At 37.9% G+C, this 20829-nt stretch carries 16 protein-coding genes; 3 read left to right on the top strand and 13 right to left on the bottom strand.

Annotated features, from left to right (window positions below):
- Window positions 1-180: 180 nt before the first annotated feature.
- From pncB to ABVT42_RS19915, 9 genes are all read right to left on the bottom strand, one after another.
- On the bottom strand, window positions 181-1404 hold the full coding sequence (gene pncB / locus ABVT42_RS19955; protein ID WP_367024298.1) for a nicotinate phosphoribosyltransferase: 1224 nt from the start codon (window positions 1402-1404) through the stop codon (window positions 181-183).
- Window positions 1405-1453: 49 nt separating this feature from the next.
- A complete protein-coding gene (locus tag ABVT42_RS19950) occupies window positions 1454-6451 on the bottom strand; it encodes a tetratricopeptide repeat protein (RefSeq protein WP_353897660.1) in 4998 nt (1665 codons plus the stop codon).
- A 302-nt stretch (window positions 6452-6753) separates the two neighbouring features.
- Window positions 6754-7230, bottom strand: coding sequence for a tRNA (cytidine(34)-2'-O)-methyltransferase (locus tag ABVT42_RS19945; RefSeq protein WP_353897661.1), 477 nt, complete (start codon window positions 7228-7230; stop codon window positions 6754-6756).
- A 30-nt stretch (window positions 7231-7260) separates the two neighbouring features.
- Window positions 7261-8280: an NAD(P)H-dependent glycerol-3-phosphate dehydrogenase gene (locus ABVT42_RS19940; RefSeq protein WP_353897662.1), complete on the bottom strand. Its 1020-nt coding sequence runs from the start codon at window positions 8278-8280 to the stop codon at window positions 7261-7263.
- Window positions 8281-8295: 15 nt separating this feature from the next.
- On the bottom strand, window positions 8296-8808 hold the full coding sequence (secB, locus tag ABVT42_RS19935; protein WP_353897663.1) for a protein-export chaperone SecB: 513 nt from the start codon (window positions 8806-8808) through the stop codon (window positions 8296-8298).
- An 88-nt stretch (window positions 8809-8896) separates the two neighbouring features.
- Window positions 8897-9319 carry a rhodanese-like domain-containing protein gene (locus ABVT42_RS19930; RefSeq protein WP_353897664.1) on the bottom strand — a complete coding sequence of 141 codons (423 nt, stop codon included), beginning with the start codon at window positions 9317-9319 and terminating at the stop codon, window positions 8897-8899.
- A 229-nt stretch (window positions 9320-9548) separates the two neighbouring features.
- A complete protein-coding gene (locus ABVT42_RS19925; protein ID WP_353897665.1) occupies window positions 9549-9896 on the bottom strand; it encodes an FHA domain-containing protein in 348 nt (115 codons plus the stop codon).
- Between the two features lie 176 nt (window positions 9897-10072).
- Window positions 10073-10816 (bottom strand): PP2C family protein-serine/threonine phosphatase, encoded by a 744-nt coding sequence (locus ABVT42_RS19920; protein ID WP_353897666.1) that lies wholly within the window; start codon window positions 10814-10816, stop codon window positions 10073-10075.
- A gap of 91 nt (window positions 10817-10907) precedes the next feature.
- Window positions 10908-13256, bottom strand: coding sequence for a serine/threonine-protein kinase (locus tag ABVT42_RS19915; protein WP_353897667.1), 2349 nt, complete (start codon window positions 13254-13256; stop codon window positions 10908-10910).
- Window positions 13257-13466: 210 nt separating this feature from the next.
- On the opposite strand from ABVT42_RS19915, the gene gpmI reads away from it, so the two are divergent.
- From gpmI to ABVT42_RS19900, 3 genes are all read left to right on the top strand, one after another.
- On the top strand, window positions 13467-14999 hold the full coding sequence (gene gpmI, locus ABVT42_RS19910; RefSeq protein WP_353897668.1) for a 2,3-bisphosphoglycerate-independent phosphoglycerate mutase: 1533 nt from the start codon (window positions 13467-13469) through the stop codon (window positions 14997-14999).
- Between the two features lie 141 nt (window positions 15000-15140).
- Window positions 15141-16289 carry a murein hydrolase activator EnvC family protein gene (locus ABVT42_RS19905; protein WP_353897669.1) on the top strand — a complete coding sequence of 383 codons (1149 nt, stop codon included), beginning with the start codon at window positions 15141-15143 and terminating at the stop codon, window positions 16287-16289.
- Between the two features lie 511 nt (window positions 16290-16800).
- The gene (locus tag ABVT42_RS19900; protein ID WP_353897670.1) at window positions 16801-17433 is read left to right on the top strand and encodes a hypothetical protein; all 633 of its coding nucleotides are present in this window, start codon (window positions 16801-16803) and stop codon (window positions 17431-17433) included.
- A gap of 171 nt (window positions 17434-17604) precedes the next feature.
- Here ABVT42_RS19900 and ABVT42_RS19895 read toward each other — a convergent pair whose 3' ends face one another.
- The 4 genes from ABVT42_RS19895 to ABVT42_RS19880 all read right to left on the bottom strand — a co-directional run bounded on the left by ABVT42_RS19895 (window position 17605) and on the right by ABVT42_RS19880 (window position 20774).
- A complete protein-coding gene (locus ABVT42_RS19895) occupies window positions 17605-18051 on the bottom strand; it encodes a YaiI/YqxD family protein (RefSeq protein ID WP_353897671.1) in 447 nt (148 codons plus the stop codon).
- Window positions 18052-18169: 118 nt separating this feature from the next.
- Window positions 18170-18478 carry a hypothetical protein gene (locus ABVT42_RS19890; protein ID WP_353897672.1) on the bottom strand — a complete coding sequence of 103 codons (309 nt, stop codon included), beginning with the start codon at window positions 18476-18478 and terminating at the stop codon, window positions 18170-18172.
- Window positions 18479-18611: 133 nt separating this feature from the next.
- The gene (locus tag ABVT42_RS19885; RefSeq protein WP_353897673.1) at window positions 18612-19661 is read right to left on the bottom strand and encodes a metallophosphoesterase; all 1050 of its coding nucleotides are present in this window, start codon (window positions 19659-19661) and stop codon (window positions 18612-18614) included.
- A gap of 105 nt (window positions 19662-19766) precedes the next feature.
- Complete coding sequence (locus tag ABVT42_RS19880) at window positions 19767-20774, bottom strand: sulfite exporter TauE/SafE family protein (RefSeq protein WP_353897674.1); 1008 nt, start codon at window positions 20772-20774, stop codon at window positions 19767-19769.
- Window positions 20775-20829: the final 55 nt, after the last annotated feature.

Here is a 20829-nt window from a genome sequence, read left to right as displayed (position 1 = left end):
AAAATAGCTGATTAACGTAATGGTTTTAATAATTTGTTGTTCTTATTCGATACCAAATGGCGATATTGGGCACGTGGAAAATTCAGAAAAGCTTGGGAATTATGGGTGAAAGTTGCAGTGAGTGACCTTTGCGGTTAACTGTCAGTTACCAGTCACTCAGCCAAGCAAAAGCATTACGATTTATTGAATTGCAAAAACTTTCTTTAAATAAGTGAGATATTCTTTATCGCGACACATTGTTTTTCCAGGGCTGTCGCTGATTTTTGCAACAGGTTGGCCATTGCAGCGAGTCATTTTCATGACAATACTTAAGGGTGTAACGCCGACATCATTGGTGAGATCTGTGCCGATGCCAAATACCGGATTTGTTTTATCTTTAAAAACTTCGAGTAGTTCAAATGCTAATGGAATAGTTAAACTATCGCTAAAGACCAGACTTTTAGTTTTCGGATCAACGCCCAACGATTCATAATGCGCAATCATTTTATTTGCCCATTCAAAAGGACAACCACTATCATGTCTGACGCCATCAAACAATTTGGCAAAATAACGATCAAAATCCCGAATAAATGCGTTAACACCAACGACATCTGTCAATGCAATTCCCAAGTCGCCCCGATATTCTTTAGCCCAAACATCTAGTGCTATTTTTTGGCTGTCTATGAGCCTTGGTCCTAAAGCTTGAAAGGCTTGCAAATATTCATGCGCCATTGTACCAAGCGGTCTTATGCCTAATTCTCTCGCTAAAAACACATTGCTGGTACCTACCAAATTAGACTCGATGCTACGATACAAATGTCTTAGCACATGCTTTTGCCATTCACGATTAAAACGGCGGCGTGTACCAAACTCCATGATTTTTAATTGCCCCCCCAGAGGATGAACATTAATCAATTTGGTTTTCTCTGCAAGTTTTTTCTGCCCCTCTTTTAAATCCAGCGCGGGATACTGATTACGGGAAAAAACTTCTTCAACAATAGCTAGAATAGGCACTTCAAACATAATGGTATGTAACCACGGACCAATAACTTTAATTTCAAGTTGTCCCGAATCGTCTTTGCCAAAATGTACGTAATGTCGATTTAATTGAAACAATCTTAAAAATTGAACAAAGTCGGGTTTTAGGTAATAAATGTGGCTGAGATAATGGATTTCATTTTCGGTAAATCTTAATTGGCATAGCTGTGCAACTTCATCTCGAATTTCATTCACATACTGAAAAAGATCGACCCCTTGGGTACGACACTTAAAAGTGTACTCAACTTCTGCCGCTGGAAAATAATGCAATACTGTTTGCATCATAGTCAACTTATACAGATCAGTATCTAGCAAAGACTGAATAATATTTTTCTTCGGAGAAGACATGCGCATACCTTTTCTGTTGGTTGGGTAAAGATCTAACATTTACTATCAATATCAGAATTTATTAAATGAGCTAGCCCTTTAGACTATTTTAAAATCTTAAGTAAAGCCAAAACTTCAATCTTAATCGGGTAAAAAATCCATAATCTTGGATTTCTTCCGACAAGATACTTTTTACTTTTTGTTTGACTGCAATCGCTATGGGTGATTTTTCAACTGGAGGAAAATGATCCTGAGCGCGCCTAAGTGAAGCAGAAACCTGCGACGTTGATTCAAATAGCGGCCTACCTTGTTTATAGTAAAATGCTTCGAGCAAACAACAGACATACTGCTCAATTTCAACTAGTTCATCCCAGTCAATATTGATTAAGTCATTTTTCTCACAAATGCCGGTGTTAACAACTTTAAACAATCCGGCCCACAGACAAGCGTTACTATATGAGTGGTCAGGCTCACAAGTCAGTAAAACCTGATTGACAGTTTGCGCTTTTTGCCAATCACCAATATACATTAACACCCATTGATAATGATAAACGGCATAGGCGGGCAGGTGACTGTCTAATGTCCGTGATTCATACCACTTAATGACCTCTTTTTCAGACTCTGTCAGTTGTAATAGATATCCCATGCTGCCAAACAGTTCATCATGACTTCTAATTTTATCGTGATAATTGACATAAATTTCCTTAGCTATTTTTTTACGGTGCTGAATCAAAAAGTCCAAGTACTCCCCACATATAACATGCCAGCAGTCGTCATCTATTCGGCCAGTTAAATATTCAATAACTTTTTTATCATCTGAATTTTGCTGCAAAATCACATTAGCCCACTTACGATAAATTGCAATGCAAGCGGTATTATTTTCAATAAAATCATTTAACTTTTCAAACAGTTTAATTCGAATATTTTTATCTTCAGTAATATTAAATGCTTGATTATAAATCCAATAGTTATCTACATTGGCCTGTAAAACGCTTTCCCAAATTGTTAATGTTTCATCATATTGTTGCTGCATAATCAAACGCATCATTTTTCGAATATCCAACAGCGGATCTGTGATCAATCGATAAGTAATTTGCTCAACTTTTTCCAGCTTGATGAAATCCTTATGATGAAGCAGCATGTCAATCCAGGTATAAGCAATAAATGGATTATTAGGTTCAATCAAAAAAGCTTTTTCAGCTAGTTCGTAGGCTTTTTGCTGATCCATTTTTTCGCCATACTTTAATAACATATCAGAACATAAACTTAGCAGATAAGCATTGTTTGGCTCTAGCTTAACTAAATGATGAGCAGCCTCAACTGTTGTCTTAACCTGATGAAAGTTTTCACTCCAGCGCAATAACTTTTGCCAGCCAAAAGAAATATATTGATGCTTTTCAAGCCAGCTTTTTAAAAACTCCAGTGCTTCACCATATTTTGCTTGCGCATGAAAAATATCTGCTTTTAAAATTTGAATAGTAACTGGAGGATCATTGCACCATTTTTTTTCTTCAATTAAAAAAGCGGCTGCATCATATTGTTTTTGCTCAATTAAAAATAGAATGTAGTCACGATTCAATCCGACATGCAAGGGTTCAAGCTGCAACCCTTTTTCAAAGCTTGCAATAGCAGCAGCGGCATCAGTTTGGGTACGAGCATTATACAACCAGCAAGTGGGTGAAAGTGGATATCTATCAGTTAACTGCTTGGCGACATTTAAGGCTAACTCATCTTGTGAAATCTCTTTCCCCCAGTCTGCTAACTTATCCCATGCCCATGGATAATCAATTTCTAATCGTACGGCTTTTTTTAAGTATGTAACGGCTTCTTCAATATTACCGCGACGGTAATAAATATCAGCTAAAAGCCCCCAGGTAATACCATCTTCACTATCAAATCGTCCTGCTTTCTCTAGAACCTTAATGGCTAACTCGTCTCGACCATTAGATTCATAAATTTCTGAAAGTCGACGAGAAAGATAAGACCAGGCAGGGTTAAGTTTTAATGCTTGTTGGAATGCTTCAATTGCCTTTGTCGTTTGACCTTGAAGCAAATAAATTTCACCTTTTTCTAAATAAACACGAGGAACCAGAGGAAACTTATCGCTTGCTTGTTCAATTAAAGATAATGCTTTATCAAGCTTTTCTAAAGTGACATATTGTTTGGCCAGCAGCACCCAGCTATACCAGCTATCAGTTTTGCGTTCGAAGAAAGATTCACATATTTGTAGAATTTCTTCTTGCGACACCCAGGCTTGTGCAGCAAACCAAAAATTCCACATTGAGTCACCAAAGGTGGTTGACTGATGAATTAACGAGACAAAATCCATTAGCATTTGGTATCGTTCATCAGCACCAATATGTGTTCGAACTAATATGTCAAATGCTTCATCACTATCAATATCACTGCCAATTGCCGACCATGCCAGTGCTTTTGCCTGAGTCATTTGATTTTTTTTCAGTGCAACTTCAGCACTCAAATAAAGTAAGGTACAATCATTTGGTTTTACCGATAAGGCATTATCAAGAACTTGCTGGGCGTCGTCTAACTGATAATTAGTTAAGTATTCTTTGACTAACTGACCTATCCGGTTAATTTCATAAGGATGCTCATCGATATACTTTTTTAGATAGACATATTTTTTATGTTCATCGGCAGTCCAATCAATAATTAAACTACATAAATTCCGCGTTAATCCCAGTTCTGCTTCTAGCTTAACCAAGATATTATCAATCTCAGAGTCTTGCCCAAGATTTTTCATTAAACGAAACAAATCATGATAATAATAAAGTGACTGCTCATCATTTTTAATCAATTGATGAAAGCAGTTGAGTGCTTTTTCGGCTTCATCAATATTTTGATAATACCGCCCATTTAAAGCTAATTGCTCAGACGAAGATAGTTTGTTGCCAATACGCTCAAATTCAGTTTTAAACTTATCCAACTCACTCACAGCAAGTAATTTTGATAAATAGAAATAAATTAACTTTTTATCTTCAGGCAAGTGAGACAAACTTTGAGTAATGACTTGCAAGCCTTCTTGCTCTCGGTCAAGAGATTCCAACGCATAATATAAGGAAATAGCAGGTCCATTGGATTTTTTTTGAAAAACATCCCAGCGGGCATTTAGTAACTGTAATGCCTCTTGTTCTTTGCCTATCAAACGATAAGATTTAAAAAAGCTTTCGCTATATTTTTCATTTTTATCATCAAGACTTAGCGCCCAACGATATAAACGAGCGGCAGTTTCTAAATCATTTTGATTAGAATAATAGTGCCCTAACAACCAATTTGATTCGGCACTACTTAGCGCATAGCGCTGTATTTTATTGATAATCGGTTTAATTCTATCTTGGTAACGGCTATCATCATAAATTTCTAGAAAAAGCGTTTCCGTTAGTTCTGCATTTAAATTTTTGTCGACTTTTTCGAGTAAATATTCAATCCCATTGTTACGCTGTCCCAAGGAAAAGTAAGCATAATATCGTGAACTGACAATCCAGCTAACATCAGGAAATTTTTCATCCAGCTTTTGATAAACTTCGAAGTACTCCTGTTCTCGATTATAATAATTAGCCATTGCTCCCTGAGCTAATAATGTTAAACGCTCATCGGGATAAGCTGAATTTAATTCATCAAGTATTTTTGCGGCTTGCGTCAGTTGATGGGCTCGTAATGCAGTATGATATTTATCGCTAAGCAGATAAATGTTTTCAGATTTAAGAGACATATGCTGAATATTCGCCAATTTTTCTTCACTGGCAAAAACCAGACATCTTGGTCCAGTTACCTGATTAGCAGCAATCACTTCCTTGAATAAAACCTCTGTGCAATTAGCATCGGCAGGGTCCATTAAATAAAGGATTCCTTTACGTATATCATAACCTTTTACAACTTGCATATGATTAATACTGGCATACCCTGTTACTAAAGCAAAAGGTAAATCATGGTCAAGTAGTTCAATTGCTGAGGTTTCGGTCAGATCAAACTCTCGAAAAGGAATTGCATTATCATTTAACCATTTTCTTTCCAGGTAGTCTGGTGTACCGTCATAACAAATTTGCTCTGCTATTTCTGATTGCTCAAAGTCATATCCATGAAACTTTAAAATAGCCGCCATTGAAGCAGGCGCACAAGTCATAGATTTTTGCTTTAAAAAAGGGACATCAATTTTTTTTGTTTTTGGCTGTTGACACTGCTCGATATTATTTGCAATTGTTTGACAAAATGACGAGGTATTCTTTTTAAAATAAGCAACGGCATCCTCAAAGTTTTCTTGTCCCAGAGCAGCACTCCCTTTCAAATAGGCAAGCTTTTCATCAATTAATTTTTCATCTCCCAACTTAAGCTGCTCAATTTCTGCTATGACGTTTATTAATGGCGCCCATAATCCCGCCACTTTATATTCAAACGCCAATGCAAATAGTAAACTGACAGATTCAAATTTATCTTTTTCTTGCTCCAACAATAAAATGCGCTGAGCATTGTTTTCGTCAACATAATCCATCGTCTGAATAAGTTGCAGCAATACTTTCTCATACGGATATTGTTGATAGAGCGCCGCCATAAATTGATACGCTTGCTCATATTCTTCCTGTTCAATCAACAAATATCCTGCAACTCGCTCACTCCAAAGATTCTGTGCATATTGAGTCGATTGTTCATAAAAATATTTTGCTTGCTCAAAATCTTTCATTCTTGCACAAATCTGGCTTTTAAATAACAACCACTCAGCACGCAACTCATGATTGAGCTGTTCACTTTGTAAATGTTGATTTGCCAGGTTCCACATGGCATCAGGTCCTTGGCGATAAATGAGTGAATATGCCGCATTCACCGCTAATTCACTATTTCCGGGGTTTTGTCGCCATAGTTTTAAGCGGAGGAAATCTGCGGCGCGAGGTCGCCCTAATTTATTGAGAATGACAATAAGCTTTAATAATTGTTGGGGGGTGCGCCAGGTTTGAAAATCCCCCCAGCTTGATTGTGCCAGAGAAAGGGCTTTACGATAAGCGCCATACTTGATATTTGTCTCAACTTGTTCAAGCATTATATCAGCCGGTTTATGATTATCAGGTTGTATATTATCAAGCTCAAGATTTTCCATAAAAATTCATTCCATTATGCGGAAAATTTAGCGTTTTAACATGATTGTTTTCAAGAAGCAAATGACCATGCTTTAAATATTCATACTTTAAATATTCATACTTTAAATATTCATACTTTAAATATTGAGTAGATGATATTAAATAGACAATACTAAAGAGGCTGGATTTTAAATTAAGTGTGATCAGTTAAAATACCAATAACAAGTTTAATTTTTTCATTGAACACAAACCGCAAACAACCTTTCCCAATTGGTCATCTTAAATAACACGTTTAAAGGCTTAGCAGCTGTCATCACTAACTCTACAAATGTGAATCGACGCTTCCTGAAAAATGATTTTGCCGCCAAGCTTCGTAACTGATAATTGCAACGGTATTCGATAAATTAAGACTACGGTTGTTTTCCATCATTGGCACACGAACTCGCATATCTGGCGGAATACTTTGCATCACATCAGGAGCAAGACCATGTGTTTCTGCACCAAACAATAAAATATCATCTTGGCCGTATTGGACGTCGCTATATGCAACCGTCCCCTTGGTAGTACAGGCATAAATTCGATGGCCCTTCATTTTCTCTTTAAATGACCAGAAATCAGCATGCAGCGTTGTGTTTTCCAGATCACGATAATCCAGTCCAGCTCTTCTAACTTTTTTTTCATCTAAATCGAACCCTAGCGGTTCAATCAAATGAAGTCGACAGCCGTTATTAGCGACCAATCGCATTATATTACCCGTATTGGGTGCAATCTGGGGTTCAAATAAGGCAATATGAAACATAATTTTGAATTCACATTAAGAATTGAAAACTCAATCACCTTCAACTTTTAAAGTGCGAGTTAATAACTGCCTGGCAACTTGTTTAGGATCCTGATCTAAATAAAGAATCCCATATATCGCCTGACAAATTGGCATATCAACACCGTGCATTTCTGCCAGATGCTTCACTTCCTTGGTATTACGTACGCCTTCAACAACCTGCCCGATTTCATTAGCTGCTTTTTCAATTGTGGCGCCTTTGCCAATGGCCAGTCCAAAACGCCGATTTCGCGACTGGTCGTCGGTACAAGTTAAAATTAAATCGCCTAGGCCGGCCATCCCGGTAAATGTTTCTTTACGTCCACCAAGCTTTTCTCCCATGCGCATCATTTCTGCCAATCCGCGAGTAATTAATGCCGTTCTGGCATTCGCACCGAATCCTAATCCGTCGGCGATACCAGCGCCAATTGCGACAATATTTTTAAAAGCACCGCCAAATTGAACACCTTTAAGATCGGAACTTAAGTACACACGAAATGTATCATTGACCAGACGCTGACTTAAGTCACTGGCAAAATTGCCATCATCAGCCCCTAGTGTAATCGCAGTAGGCGAGCCAACCGCCAACTCTTTGGCAAAAGTTGGTCCAGATAACACCGCTTTTGGACAATTCTCACCCAGTATTTCAATAACCCGGGTATCAAGGAACTCGCTGGTTTCAGGTTCAAGCCCCTTACAAGCCCAAATGATTCTTAAATCATCTTGCTTTTGTTTGATTTGACGAATTTGCTGAAGTGTTTCAGAAAATGCATAACTTGGCGTTACCACCAGAATATCAAAAGCGTTAGCAACAGCCTGATTAAAATCAGCTGTTACCTGTAATTTTTCAGGGAGTTTAACGCCGGGAAGATATCGTTGATTTTCACCATTCAGGCTAATTTGTTTAACCTGGGCAGAGTCTCTTCCCCAAAGTATCGTCTGATTTCCATTACGAGCCAGCAAAATAGCCAGAGCAGTACCAAATGAGCCGGCTCCAAGCACCGCTATTGGGCGGTTAAATAAATCAGCCATTTATCAGCCAATTAATTATTGAACAGTTTCTGAGCCCGAAGATTCAACTGCGGCTTGCTCTTGTTGTGCCTGTTGCATCCTTTCCATATAAAGCCCCATAAAATTAACAGGTGCTAATTGAATTGGCGGAAATCCGGTTTTGCCAATCAGGCTTGAAACAACTTCACGCACATAAGGGTATAACGCTTCAGGAGCTGCTGCACCAAGCAATTGGTGGGTTTGTTGCTCATTAAAGTTTTTAATGAAAAACAGTCCCGCTTGTTGCACTTCGACTAAAAAAGCAGTTTTTTCAGCAATTTCAGCACTTAAGGTAACACTTAAAACCACTTCAAAATGATCTTCAGCCACTTGGCGAGACTTGCTGTTCATTTCCATTTTTACTTCGGGTTTGTATTCAACACTAAACATTTCAGGCAAATTGGGTGCTTCAAAAGAAATGTCTTTTACGTAAATACGCTGAATAGCAAATTGAGGCGCATTTTCTTCGTTGCCTGCAACTTCGGCATTTTGGTCTACTTGATCAGTCATAATTTCTCTCTTTTATTCAGTACGGTTTGTCATTACTAGCGAAGTTAGTGCAGGTAATGCCTGGTCGATTGCTTTGAGCGATTTATTGTTATTTTACTAGTGGCAAGTTATCGCCAGTCCATGATGCCATACCACCAGCTAATTTATAAAGTGGTGAAATTCCCGCTTTTCGCAAAATTTCGCAGGCAGCATTGACTTGTATACCATTAGCGCAAACCATGATAATGGGTTTCCCTTGATATTTTTCAAGGTCTTTATAATTATCTTTTAATTTGCTCATTGGCATATTCACTGCACCCTGAATATGCCCTTTTCCAAATTCACTTTGTCCTCGAATATCAACAACAACACCATCTTCACGATTCACCAGATTGGTCAGTATTTGTGTCGTAATTGATTTGGGACCAACAGCCATGTGCTTGATTTGAGTGATTAAAAGCAAAACTGCCAGAATCCCCCACCCCAGAGACAACTCCCAGTGTCTCATTAAAAATTCATAAAACTCAGCCATAACTCGCCTTTAATTAGATCATTCTAATACAATATCCCACCTAGCTGGGGGCCAGCATTATACACATACAAGACGCATAAATTCTACGCTGCACGAAGGGAAGTTGTTTTTTTATGATGGCTGGAAGAAGAGATGCCTGACAATTCCCCGCCTGAGCAAAGGCTCATCAACATTGATTGCCACAGGCAGGTCGGGAATTGTATAGAAGTAAGTGACGCAGGAAAACAGATTAATTGACAATTACAGCTGTTTCTTCCAGCGGATTATGTTGGCCACTGACAAAACGAAATTGATTAAATCCAATTTTTAGCATGTCACTATCCATAATTTTTTCACGTTTGACTTTCTTACCATTTAATTCAGTTCCATTGGTACTTTTTAAATCTTCCAGGAAATACACACTGGCCCCTTCTAGATACGGATCGGCCTCGACTACCACTCTCGCATGTTTTGAGCTGACCGATTGATCATCAATTTGAATATCACAATCTTTGGCCCGCCCAATAATTACCACTTCATCAGTAATTTCCCATTTATTAATGACGACATCTTCAACAATCAAGGCTAAATAGGCCATGAAAAAAATCTCCTGCTTATCAAACTTTTTACTTAAACGGTTTGCAGTCACTATCAACTATGCAGTTATACAACTATGCAGTTATACAACTATGCAGTTATACAACTATGCAGTTATACAACTATGCAGTTATACAACTATGTAGACATAATGCACAAAATTGAACATGCTGAAATTCAGATATTTTTTACTATACCAAGGGTTATATTGTCTGTGCTGCCGTTGGCAATTGCCAGCTCAATCAGAGTTTTCAATGTGTTTTTTTGTTCCAAATACAAGTTAAGCTGCTCAGTTAGCTGTTGGTCTACTATAAAATCATGCAATCCATCCGTTGATAAAAACCACTGATCATCCGAAGCCCGTACGCCTGATAGATAATCAGTTTCTACATTTAACTGAGTACCAATGGCTTTAGCCAACAAATGTCGAGTGTTTGAGCGAGAGGCATCTGCCTGACTAATAACCCCCTTATCAAGCAAATATTGAATAGCCGTATGATCTTTCGTTTTTTGGATTAGATGACCGTCAACAATTTGATACGCTCGTGAGTCGCCAACCCATGCCAAATGATACATTTGGCTAGTGAGCACTAAGACAACGCCCGTCGTTCCCATGCCAGCAAGCGCTTTATTCGATTGTGCAGACTGAAATATCTGCTGATTAGCCGATTGCATTAGCAGTGGCAGTTTTTCTGCCCAGTTTAGTTGCTTCAGTTGATGCACTTCGATTTGCTGCATCGCTTGGCGAAAGATTGCAAGCAACATTTCACTGGCCACCTCTCCCGCCTGATGACCGCCCATACCGTCAGCAATAACCATCCAACAAAACTGCTGCTGCGGCCCCACGCCCCACGCAATAGCGTCTTCGTTATTATCTCGAAAGTTACCTTGCTCAGAAATAGTTTCTACTTGAAAACTCACCCAATCGCCCTGTTGATTAATCGACGCAAACGATTATTTTGTTTGAAGTAAATATTAATTCGCCCCCACAATATATAACCATAGCAGTAAATCACACCAATGGGGCTTTTTTAAAATCGCGTTTTAAAGCATTAATTAAAGCCAATTTAAACTCCTGGGCAGTTTGATAACGCTTGTCGATATCTTTATTCATTGCTTTATTGGTAATACGAATTGCACTGGCCGGTAGTTTGCTGTTCCAACTTTTTAACGAGGCAGGTTTTGACTTGGTTATATGGTAAGCAACGCTGGCAATGGACTCCCCTTCAAATGGCAGATGACCACTTAACAACTGGTACATTGTGATTCCCAAACTAAAAATGTCACTTCGCCCATCCACTTTGCTGCCTAATATCTGCTCAGGAGACATATAATAAGGACTACCGATAATTGTCCCTGTTCGAGTTTTACTTTTATCGGTAACACAGGCAATACCAAAGTCAGTAAGTGTTACTCGCTGAATCTCATCATCAAAAATAATGTTGGCAGGTTTAATATCACGATGCACAACATTTTGCTTGTGCGCATAGTCCAATGCGTCGGTAATTTGAATCATTAACTGGTAAATCAGTGGTGCCGGTAACAGGTTTTCAACTTTGATAAACTCCGACAATGGCGCTCCAGTCAGCAAATCCATTGCGATATAACCTAAATCGCCCTCTTCTCCCACATCATAAATAGTCACTATATTGGCATGACTTAAATTCCCGGCAGTTTCAGCTTCACGGAAAAAACGCGCTTTTAATTGATCAATTTCATCACTCCCCGTATCCATCGAAAGCTGTAAAGTTTTAATCGCAACATGTCGGTTGATTTTGGGATCAACGCCCTGAAATACAATCCCCATCGCTCCTTTACCCAATATACCTTCCACTTGATATCGCCCAAATTTTTCAACCTGCCAATGCGGTGCAGTAATTGCCCCCGCAGTAGTCCGGGCTAAACCACTTTCATCCTCTATAACCAACGTACCTTCGAGTGTTTCGCTGGCAATTTGCTGATTGAAAGCGGTCAGTTTCTCTTGACTGTCAGTATGTTTAGGAAAGTGTAAAACAATCCACTGATAAATTTTTTGAGCAATCGATTGATGGTGATGAGACTCGGCTTCAAGCGCAAAGTCAAAGGCACGGTTCACCAATTTAAGATCGGGGTAGGACTGTATTAAATAATTATTCAGCTTTTCAAAATTTTGTGTTTGATAATATATCAATAGCGAATCAGCGAGTAATTCATTATGACGTAAATTAATTTGATTAAATCGGTCAAATTCTCGCTGGTAGCATTGAAAAATAATGGCACAAATAATGACACATATGATCGTTGGAATGACTGATAGCCACTGATATTGAGTAGACGCAATATATTGTAAAGTTAATGTGAGCAAAATAAATCCACTCAAACTAGCAAAACGAATCATAAATTTTGTTTTGCGCAGCAACCAAAAAAGAAAAATACCACAGATTAACAACCCCCACTGTAACAAAAGCGTCAATAAACTCTGTGAATAATATTGTTGAGAGATTAGCTGTTCAATTGTGCGTATGACATTATCCGTATCAGGAATACTGCCATCTTCAATAATCAATAGTTGTGTTGATTGATTGTTAGAACGTTTCATTAAAGACTCGGACGAAAGCGCAGTGATTGTTTCTCCAGCACTAAAAATCGTCGCATCAAACCCAACAGACCACTGCTGACCAGCAAAAAACAACTGAGCGTTCCAATCGGTAACAATTTTGAAATGCTCATTACCGGTATTATGCTTATAGGCTCCATTAGACAGAGCATTGCCACGCATTTTGTCCTGCGTTATAACTTCTCTAAAAACTTCACCAACCAGACTTAAATAAAATTTATTATGTTTTTGCCAAATTAATGGTATGCCATTAGCAGGTCGATGATTAGACTCAAAAGCTAGAGGGGAGTAAATAATGCGGCTTGAAGTCATCCATTTTACTGGCTGTAAAGTTTCAAATCTCAAGAGAGTTAACCAGTGGTAAAAAGGGACCTCAAGGGGGACGCTAAGATTGATTTGGGTGGCAGATGAAGTCTCGGTCGAACCAATAATCACTCGTCCCAATCTTTGCGACCAATCGATTTGTGATTCGAGCATTGTTTGAACTGAAGCGTTGTTTTTTCCTAATAAGACAACTGGTATATCAGGATAAGATGCGATTACAGGCAATAATTTTTCTAAATCAGACGGATTAAATGTCGACTTTATTCTGATAATGTTCGGACTCTGCGATTTTACCGGTAAACTATGAAAGAGCTGGTCTCGATTAAATTGTTCTATCCAACGAAACTGGTTTGCACTGACGATAACAAAAAAAATCAATAAAAATAAAATCAGTAAATAAAACCAACCGGTCCGATAAATGGGCAGTATATGTTGTTGCATGAAACTCAGAATTGCCTCGATTAAATACGATTTTTATTGTAATTGATTGTTTTATAAGGAGTTCGGACCAAATCCAATAGAAATTATCCTACCATCTTAAGCAAAATATTATATCTTGGTAATTAAAACTCAGTTTAGCAATAAATCACATCCTAAGGAATTCGTGTATAATCAACAATTCATGATGTAATTAGTATTAATTTTAAACAGATGATGCAAAACAGACCTATCGCTCTAATAATTATGGATGGTTGGGGATACAGTGAATCGCCTGACTCAAACGCAATTATGGCTGCGCAAACACCCGTTTGGGATCAGCTCTGGCAAACTTATCCTCATACTCTGGTTTCAGGGTCTGGCGAAGATGTTGGCTTGCCACATGAACAAATGGGTAATTCTGAAGTAGGTCACTTAAATTTGGGCTCAGGGCGAGTTGTTTATCAGGACTTTACTCGCATCAGTAAAGCCATTGATGAAGGACGCTTTCAAACCAATCCAGCAATTTGTGATGCAATTGAGCAAGTACGCAGCAACGGTAAGTCGCTACATATCATGGGATTATTATCCGATGGTGGCGTGCACAGTCATATTGAGCACATCAAGGCAGTTATCAAGTTGGCTGCCGATAAAGGCGTGACAAAAATTTATTTACACGCATTTCTCGATGGACGAGACACACCACCACAAAGTGCATCTTTATATATTGAAGAAATGGAATTGTTATTTAACCGCCTCAAAGCCGGGCGATTTGCAACAATTTGTGGACGCTACTTTTCAATGGACAGAGATGAACGCTGGGACAGAGTCAAGCAATCATTTGATGCCATAGCCAACGCGCAAGCTGAATTTAGCGTCTCCAATGCGGTTGAAGGACTACTTCACTCCTACCAACGAGGAGATAACGACGAATTTATTAAACCGACTATCATTGGCGAAAAACAGCCCATTGAAGACGGAGATAGCGTCATTTTTATGAATTATCGTGCAGATAGAGCGCGCCAGATGACCCGTGCGTTTGTTGATGATAACTTTGCTGGATTTCAGCGTAAAATACCTGCCATCCAATTTGTCATGCTCACGCAGTATGCCGCAGACATTCAGGCCCCTTGTGCGTTTTCCCCCCTAAAACTACCCAAAGTATTAGGTGAGCATTTACAAGACTTAGGCAAAACCCAATTACGAATCGCTGAAACCGAGAAATATGCTCATGTAACATTTTTCTTTAACGGGGGAGTTGAAACGCCTTTTGAAGGGGAAGATCGTTTACTCATTCCCAGCCCATCCGTCGCAACCTACGATCAGCAACCTGAAATGAATGCCCCGCTATTAACTGAAAAATTGATTGCTGCAATTGAATCCAAAAAATATGATTTTATAATCTGCAACTTTGCCAATCCAGATATGGTTGGCCACACCGGCAACTTTGATGCAACGGTAGAAGCCATCAATGCATTAGATACCTGTCTCGGCAAAATTATTAATGCCCTGCAATCTACTGGCGGTGAAGCTATCATTACCGCCGATCATGGCAATGCAGAAAAAATGACTGATCATGAAACTGGCCAGCCACACACCGCACATACCAACTTTTTAGTGCCTTTTGTCTATGTTGGTCGAAATGCAACGCCTATAAAAGAGCGAGGCGTATTATCAGATGTTGCACCAAGCCTGTTAGCAATTGCAGGTTTGCCAATTCCGCAAGAAATGACAGGAACGCCACTTATGAAGCTTAAAGCCGAATAATAAACACAACTTAACAATACTATCGCTTATAAAAAACAATAAAGTTCAACATTTGGCAAATAAGATGACAATAAGGCGGCAGAGAATGATTAAAAAATCAAACGCCATAAAAACAGGACAATAACAATAAAAGGCTGGCACTTGAATAACCACTCAGGACTCACTGCAATAATCATGATGATTTCGGTACTATTATCGATTTCATTCTCTGTATTTGCCAATAATTCCGAACAAAACCAACAACAACTGGAAAAGCTAAAAAAAGAAATTAACAACCTACAAAAAAACTTAAAATCAAAGCAAAAAAAACAAAGCCAGGCGATATCTAATTTAAAAAAAGCAGAAACTCAAATTGCGACTGCATCAAAAATACTTCGTTCGACCAATCGCAAACTTACACAAAAAGAAAAAGATTTACGTCAATTAAGAACACAACAGTCCTCTTTGAATAAAACCAAGCAACAGCAAAAAGCTGCACTCGCTTCACAGATTAAATCAGCTTTTGTTAATGGGCGTCAGGAATATTTAAAATTGTTACTTAATCAAGAAGACCCTGAAGCGTTAGGTCGAATGCTGGTATATTATGATTACTTAAATAAAGCGCGTAGTGAAAAAGTTGCAAAATTACAAACAACTTTGCACCAACTTAAAAATATCGATCTCAACATTCAAAAAGAAATTCAGCAATTAACACTGCTAAAACAAGACCAGGAACAAGAAACTGAAAAGCTGAAAAAGTTAAAAACTCAACGGCAGAGCCTGGTCAATCAATTAGCCCAAGAAATTAAATCAGAAACAGCCAAATTAAACGAACTTAAAAACAATGCTAAAGAATTACAGGAGTTAATCGATTCGGTTCAGCAAGCTATTGATAGCATAGACTTTACTCAACCACTGGAAGGACTGAGTGCACTTAAAGGCAAATTACATTGGCCTACACGTGGCAAAACCATTCAAAGCTATGGTTCAAGATTAGCCGAAGGCTTGCGCAGTAATGGCGTTGTCATCAGTAACAAAGAAGGTGCGCCAGTTAACGCCATTCATTACGGTAGAGTCGTTTATGCTGACTGGTTAAGAGGATTTGGATTACTGGTAATTATTGATCACGGTAAAGGCTATATGAGCTTGTATGGTTACAATCAAGCGCTATATAAGCAAGTTGGAGATTGGGTTGAGTCTGGTGAAGCAATTGCCACAGTAGGACAGAGTGGCGGGAAACATGAACCCGGCTTATACTTTGAGTTACGCCATCAAGGTAAGCCATTTAATCCCAAGCGGTGGGTTCGTTAAGTGACGAACCTGCACACAATCAACCTAAGTAGATAATCTAATAGCAGAAAACCAACAAGTTAATCTTCAAATATTTTAATCTGTCGTTAAACTATTCACCTTTAGTCTTCATTTATTATTAACGGTTCAACTGATGATTATTAACGTACTCTTTCTAGTTCCCTCTTCACTCAAAACAATTAAATTAATTAAGTTTTTTACACACATGGCGCACTAAAAGAAAACAAAACAAAAGCCAACTTAAATATATTTCAAAAAAAATAAAAACCCTTTAGTTTCAAATGGTTAAAAGTAGAGATACTTTTTAAATTTTATTTTTATTTAAAAAAATATCTCTGCTTTTTTTATCAATTATCATTATGATAGTTTGGCAACTCAATGATGAGCTTGCAGAAAATATTTTCTTATTTGCATTAACAATAATGGCCATTTGTTTTTTGTTATTTAAACCTTAATTTATTTTTTTGATTTACCTCTTATTTGATTTTTTAAAATTTTAAAGGAGTTCTTTATGAACAATGCACTATCAACAAAAAACATAAACTTACTATTTAAAGTATTTTTCATTTTAGCTGTATGCTTTACATTTTTTAAAGCTCAAGCTGTAGATAGTTACATCTCAAATACAATAGCAGTAGATACTCCTGCGCCCAATTTTCATGCTGAACGAGTTTTAGGGCCAACCGGTACTCAAGCTTTAAACTCGGACTATTCAGCAACTTCACAAAAAGCAAGTAAGGTGTCACTGTATCGTTATTGGAACAGTACTATTGGTGATCATATGTATACAACCAATTGGGGTGAAATGGGTTCAGGCCAAAACGGCTGGATTTATGAGGGAATCGAAGGACAAATTTTTAGTTCTCCGGCAGCCAACACAGTACCACTTTATCGTTACTGGAATATCACTATCGGCGATCATTTCTATACGACCAATTGGGGTGAAATGGGCTCAGGCCAAAATGGCTGGACTTACGAAGGAATCGTCGGTTATATACATGACACACCAGCATCAGGTACTAAACCACTTTACCGTTACTGGAATGTTACTATCGGCGATCATCTCTATACAACTAATTATTCAGAGTTAGGATCAGGAAAACACGGCTGGGTGCTTGAAGGTATTCAAGGTTATATTTATTAAAAGTAATGGCATGATAAATTATTAACGGTATTACCTTCAATACGTATGACAGATAACAATCTGTCATACGTTAACCCCAATAATTAAAGGCCACATATCAAAATGGCGTATTTAACTTATCGAAAACTATTTAAAACACGGAGCTATCTTTGAGCAGGTTTACTATTATTGCTATTTATAATTAACAAGAAACTTATCAAGCTTATCAGCAAAGGCTTTTCGGTCACTTTGATTTAAAGCAGGTGGTCCACCCGTATTAACACCGCTAGCGCGCATACTTTCCATAAAATCTCTAATATTCAGACGTGCACCAATATTATCTTTAGTTAATGATTCACCCCGATGACTTAACACCAACGCTCCTTTTTGAATAACTTCAGCAGCAAGAGGTATATCACTGGTAATAACCAAGTCTCCCGATACCGCCCGTTTTACAATTTCATTGTCAGCAACATCAAATCCCGAAGGCACTTGTAACATATTGATAGACTTTGACTTGGGTACTGGTATGTATTGGTTGGCAATTAAAGTAAGATTAATACCTGTACGATTAGCCGCACGAAATAATATTTCTTTTATGACAACTGGACATGCATCGGCATCAACCCAAATATTCATGTTTATAAAATACCTTAACTCGATAAACAGTGTTCATTAGTTGACTATTTAATCAGAACACCAATTAATCTCGATTATAGCACAAGAAAATATATTCTTAATCTAATCTCGGTAAATCCTAATTCAGTAAATTTTTAGCTCGCCAATAGTAATATTGCTCATCATTTGCAACAATCGCAATTGCTTGATTTAACTTAGCCAAAACGCTTTGATATTCAGTTTGATAATATAAGTTCTTTCCCCGCCTATAAAACAGTCTACTTTCATTACCAAAACTGGCCGCATGTTGAAAGAGCTTTTCGGTCGCCTGATAATTATTTTGGTGGTAATAATCAGTAGCTTGTTCAATAAAGCGAAATGCTAATAAAAATTTAATTTTACTATTGCTATTTTGATTTACCTGCGATTCCTTTGCATACTTTTCCATTTAAAGGCAATAAAACTTTTTAAGTGTATTACTGATAAATAATAACCAGTAATACACTATTTTATTTATAATAAGCACACCCTTGAATTAATCATCCACAGTAGCATTTCATCACTTAGCATTTTATCAATAATTAAAGATTGGCGTTAACCACTTGTGGCTGAATTAAAAACAAATCATCAAGTGATGGTTCAATCGTAATTTTCAACCAATGTTGAGGCGAGTCACCAAAAGTTTGTACACGTGTTAAATTTGGAACAAAAGTTTGCTTTGTAGAACTATCCAACACACTACCGTCAGCATACCAAGGCACTAATTTAGGTTTATCGACAAAATAAATATGCGAATCGCCATGAGCTAATAATACAGGCTTTTTAAACGCCAAAGTGAGTTGCGACAATGTTTCTAAAAATCGATTGAAACCCGCGCGACCTTCCTGATCAAAATTAACAGCAAACTGCGGATCGGCATGAATCAGAATAAAAACGCCTTTTGCATTTTTATTCGTAGCCTGCTCGAAAATTTTATTTAACCAAGCAATTGATGCATTTTCACGGCTTTCAAATTCAGCAAGTCTATCCGCTCGAGGATTGTTAAATGAGTCGTTACTATCAATACCAGACCAGGGACGAAGGTTATTATTGCTACCAACCACATGAACTGTTGAAAAAACAACACCTGCGCGATAAAACATGGCGTTTTCCACATATTGCTCAAAACCTTCATCACGGCTTTGCGCAATAACCCGCATTTTTTTGCCACCCGTTGAAAAATCGGGATTTGCAAAAAACAATTGACGCAAATAGTCAAGGCGTTCAAGGGGATTGTAACTACCATTATTAGTTCTATGACAATCTGTCCACTCATTATCACCAGGAGTATAGATAAACGGTTTATTAAACTGTTGATATAATTCAAAACGAGCATTTAATCGGTCATTCGAACAAGTTTGGCTTCCTGATTTAATATCACCACCATGCATAACAAAATGAACACCACGATCCTGATTAACATCATTAACCAAACTCTCAAAAGCAGTAACATTTTGATCACCATAAGGGGCATCGGCAATTAATGCAAAAGAATATTTTTTGTATTTTTTAGTAGTACCTTTATCATTAGTATCGGCCATAGTCATCGTTGGAGCAACGAGAACAGCACTTATTAAAAGTGTTTTTAACATCTTGATTTCCTCTAAATTGAATCGGCAATGCAAAGCTACTATGGCGATATGACGAAATCATGATGCGGTGATAAAAACAAATAAGATTTAATTGAATTATTTTTATTATGGGCTCTTTATAGGTAGGTTATTAGCTGCGGTGGCAACTAACGATAAACGTTTAATCACCCTTAGCCGACTAAAAAAATAAGCGATATCAATAAAAATTAAAGTTGCTAAAATTACTTTTTCAATCCACTCAAGCTCGGCAAAAATCAATGTTGAACTTCCCTCAATTAAAATGATCAAACTGATTAATAAAAATAAATGGTTAGGGTTAAACCGACTCATGATAAAGCCCCCTAATGGCGCACCTAACGCTACAACTGGAGCGGCCAATAGCCAACTATTATAGACAAACTCAGTGACAACTACATGACTCGAGAGCATTATTATGAGAACACCGATTAACGAACACATCGCCATGTATGCAACAGTCGTCGGTATCACATACTTAGTACGGTGTTTAAATAGTATGACTAGAACAAAGAAGAGTATAGTATCAGCACCTGCACCAACAATAGACGAGAAAATTCCCGCCGGAAATCCGAGACCAAACATTATCCAAGAAGGAACATGCTCGCCATCGTCAATCAAACTTATTCGGCGTCCAGTATGAATTTTGATTAACAGTATTCCAGTGATCAGCGTAAATAAACTGAATACAAACTTAATAAAACTTCCCATTACCGGTAAAAACAATAATCCGACAGTGAGTCCCAAAATACTGCCAGGTAATAGCTGTAACAACCATCGCCAAACGATTGGAATTTTCAAACTGACAAAGAGAACCACTGCAAAAGTCATACCGACCGACTGGATCATCAGGGAAAATATTTTTGCTTGCTGTGTGTCAACCGATAGCGCTTTAGTAAAGACAGGAAATGCGACGGCCCCACCACCTAATGGTGTCGATCCAGCAACAAACGATCCAAATACCATCGTTAATGGACTTTGCCAATACTCTCGAATTAAACCTAAAAGTTGATAATCTGAAATCAAGGTGCTCCAACCGATCAGAGCGATAATTAAACCAACCGGGTAACACCAGAAAATACTCATGCGCTGACGCAAAATCTGATTCCTATATTAATCGAAATAACAATTATTGAATTTACAACCCTAATAC

Origin of the sequence: Aliikangiella maris, from assembly GCF_040719265.1 — a bacterium.
Taxonomy (GTDB): Bacteria; Pseudomonadota; Gammaproteobacteria; order Enterobacterales; family Kangiellaceae; genus Aliikangiella; species Aliikangiella maris.
The sequence above is the reverse complement of the archived record's forward strand: the minus strand, read 5'-3'. Positions and strand labels throughout refer to the sequence as shown.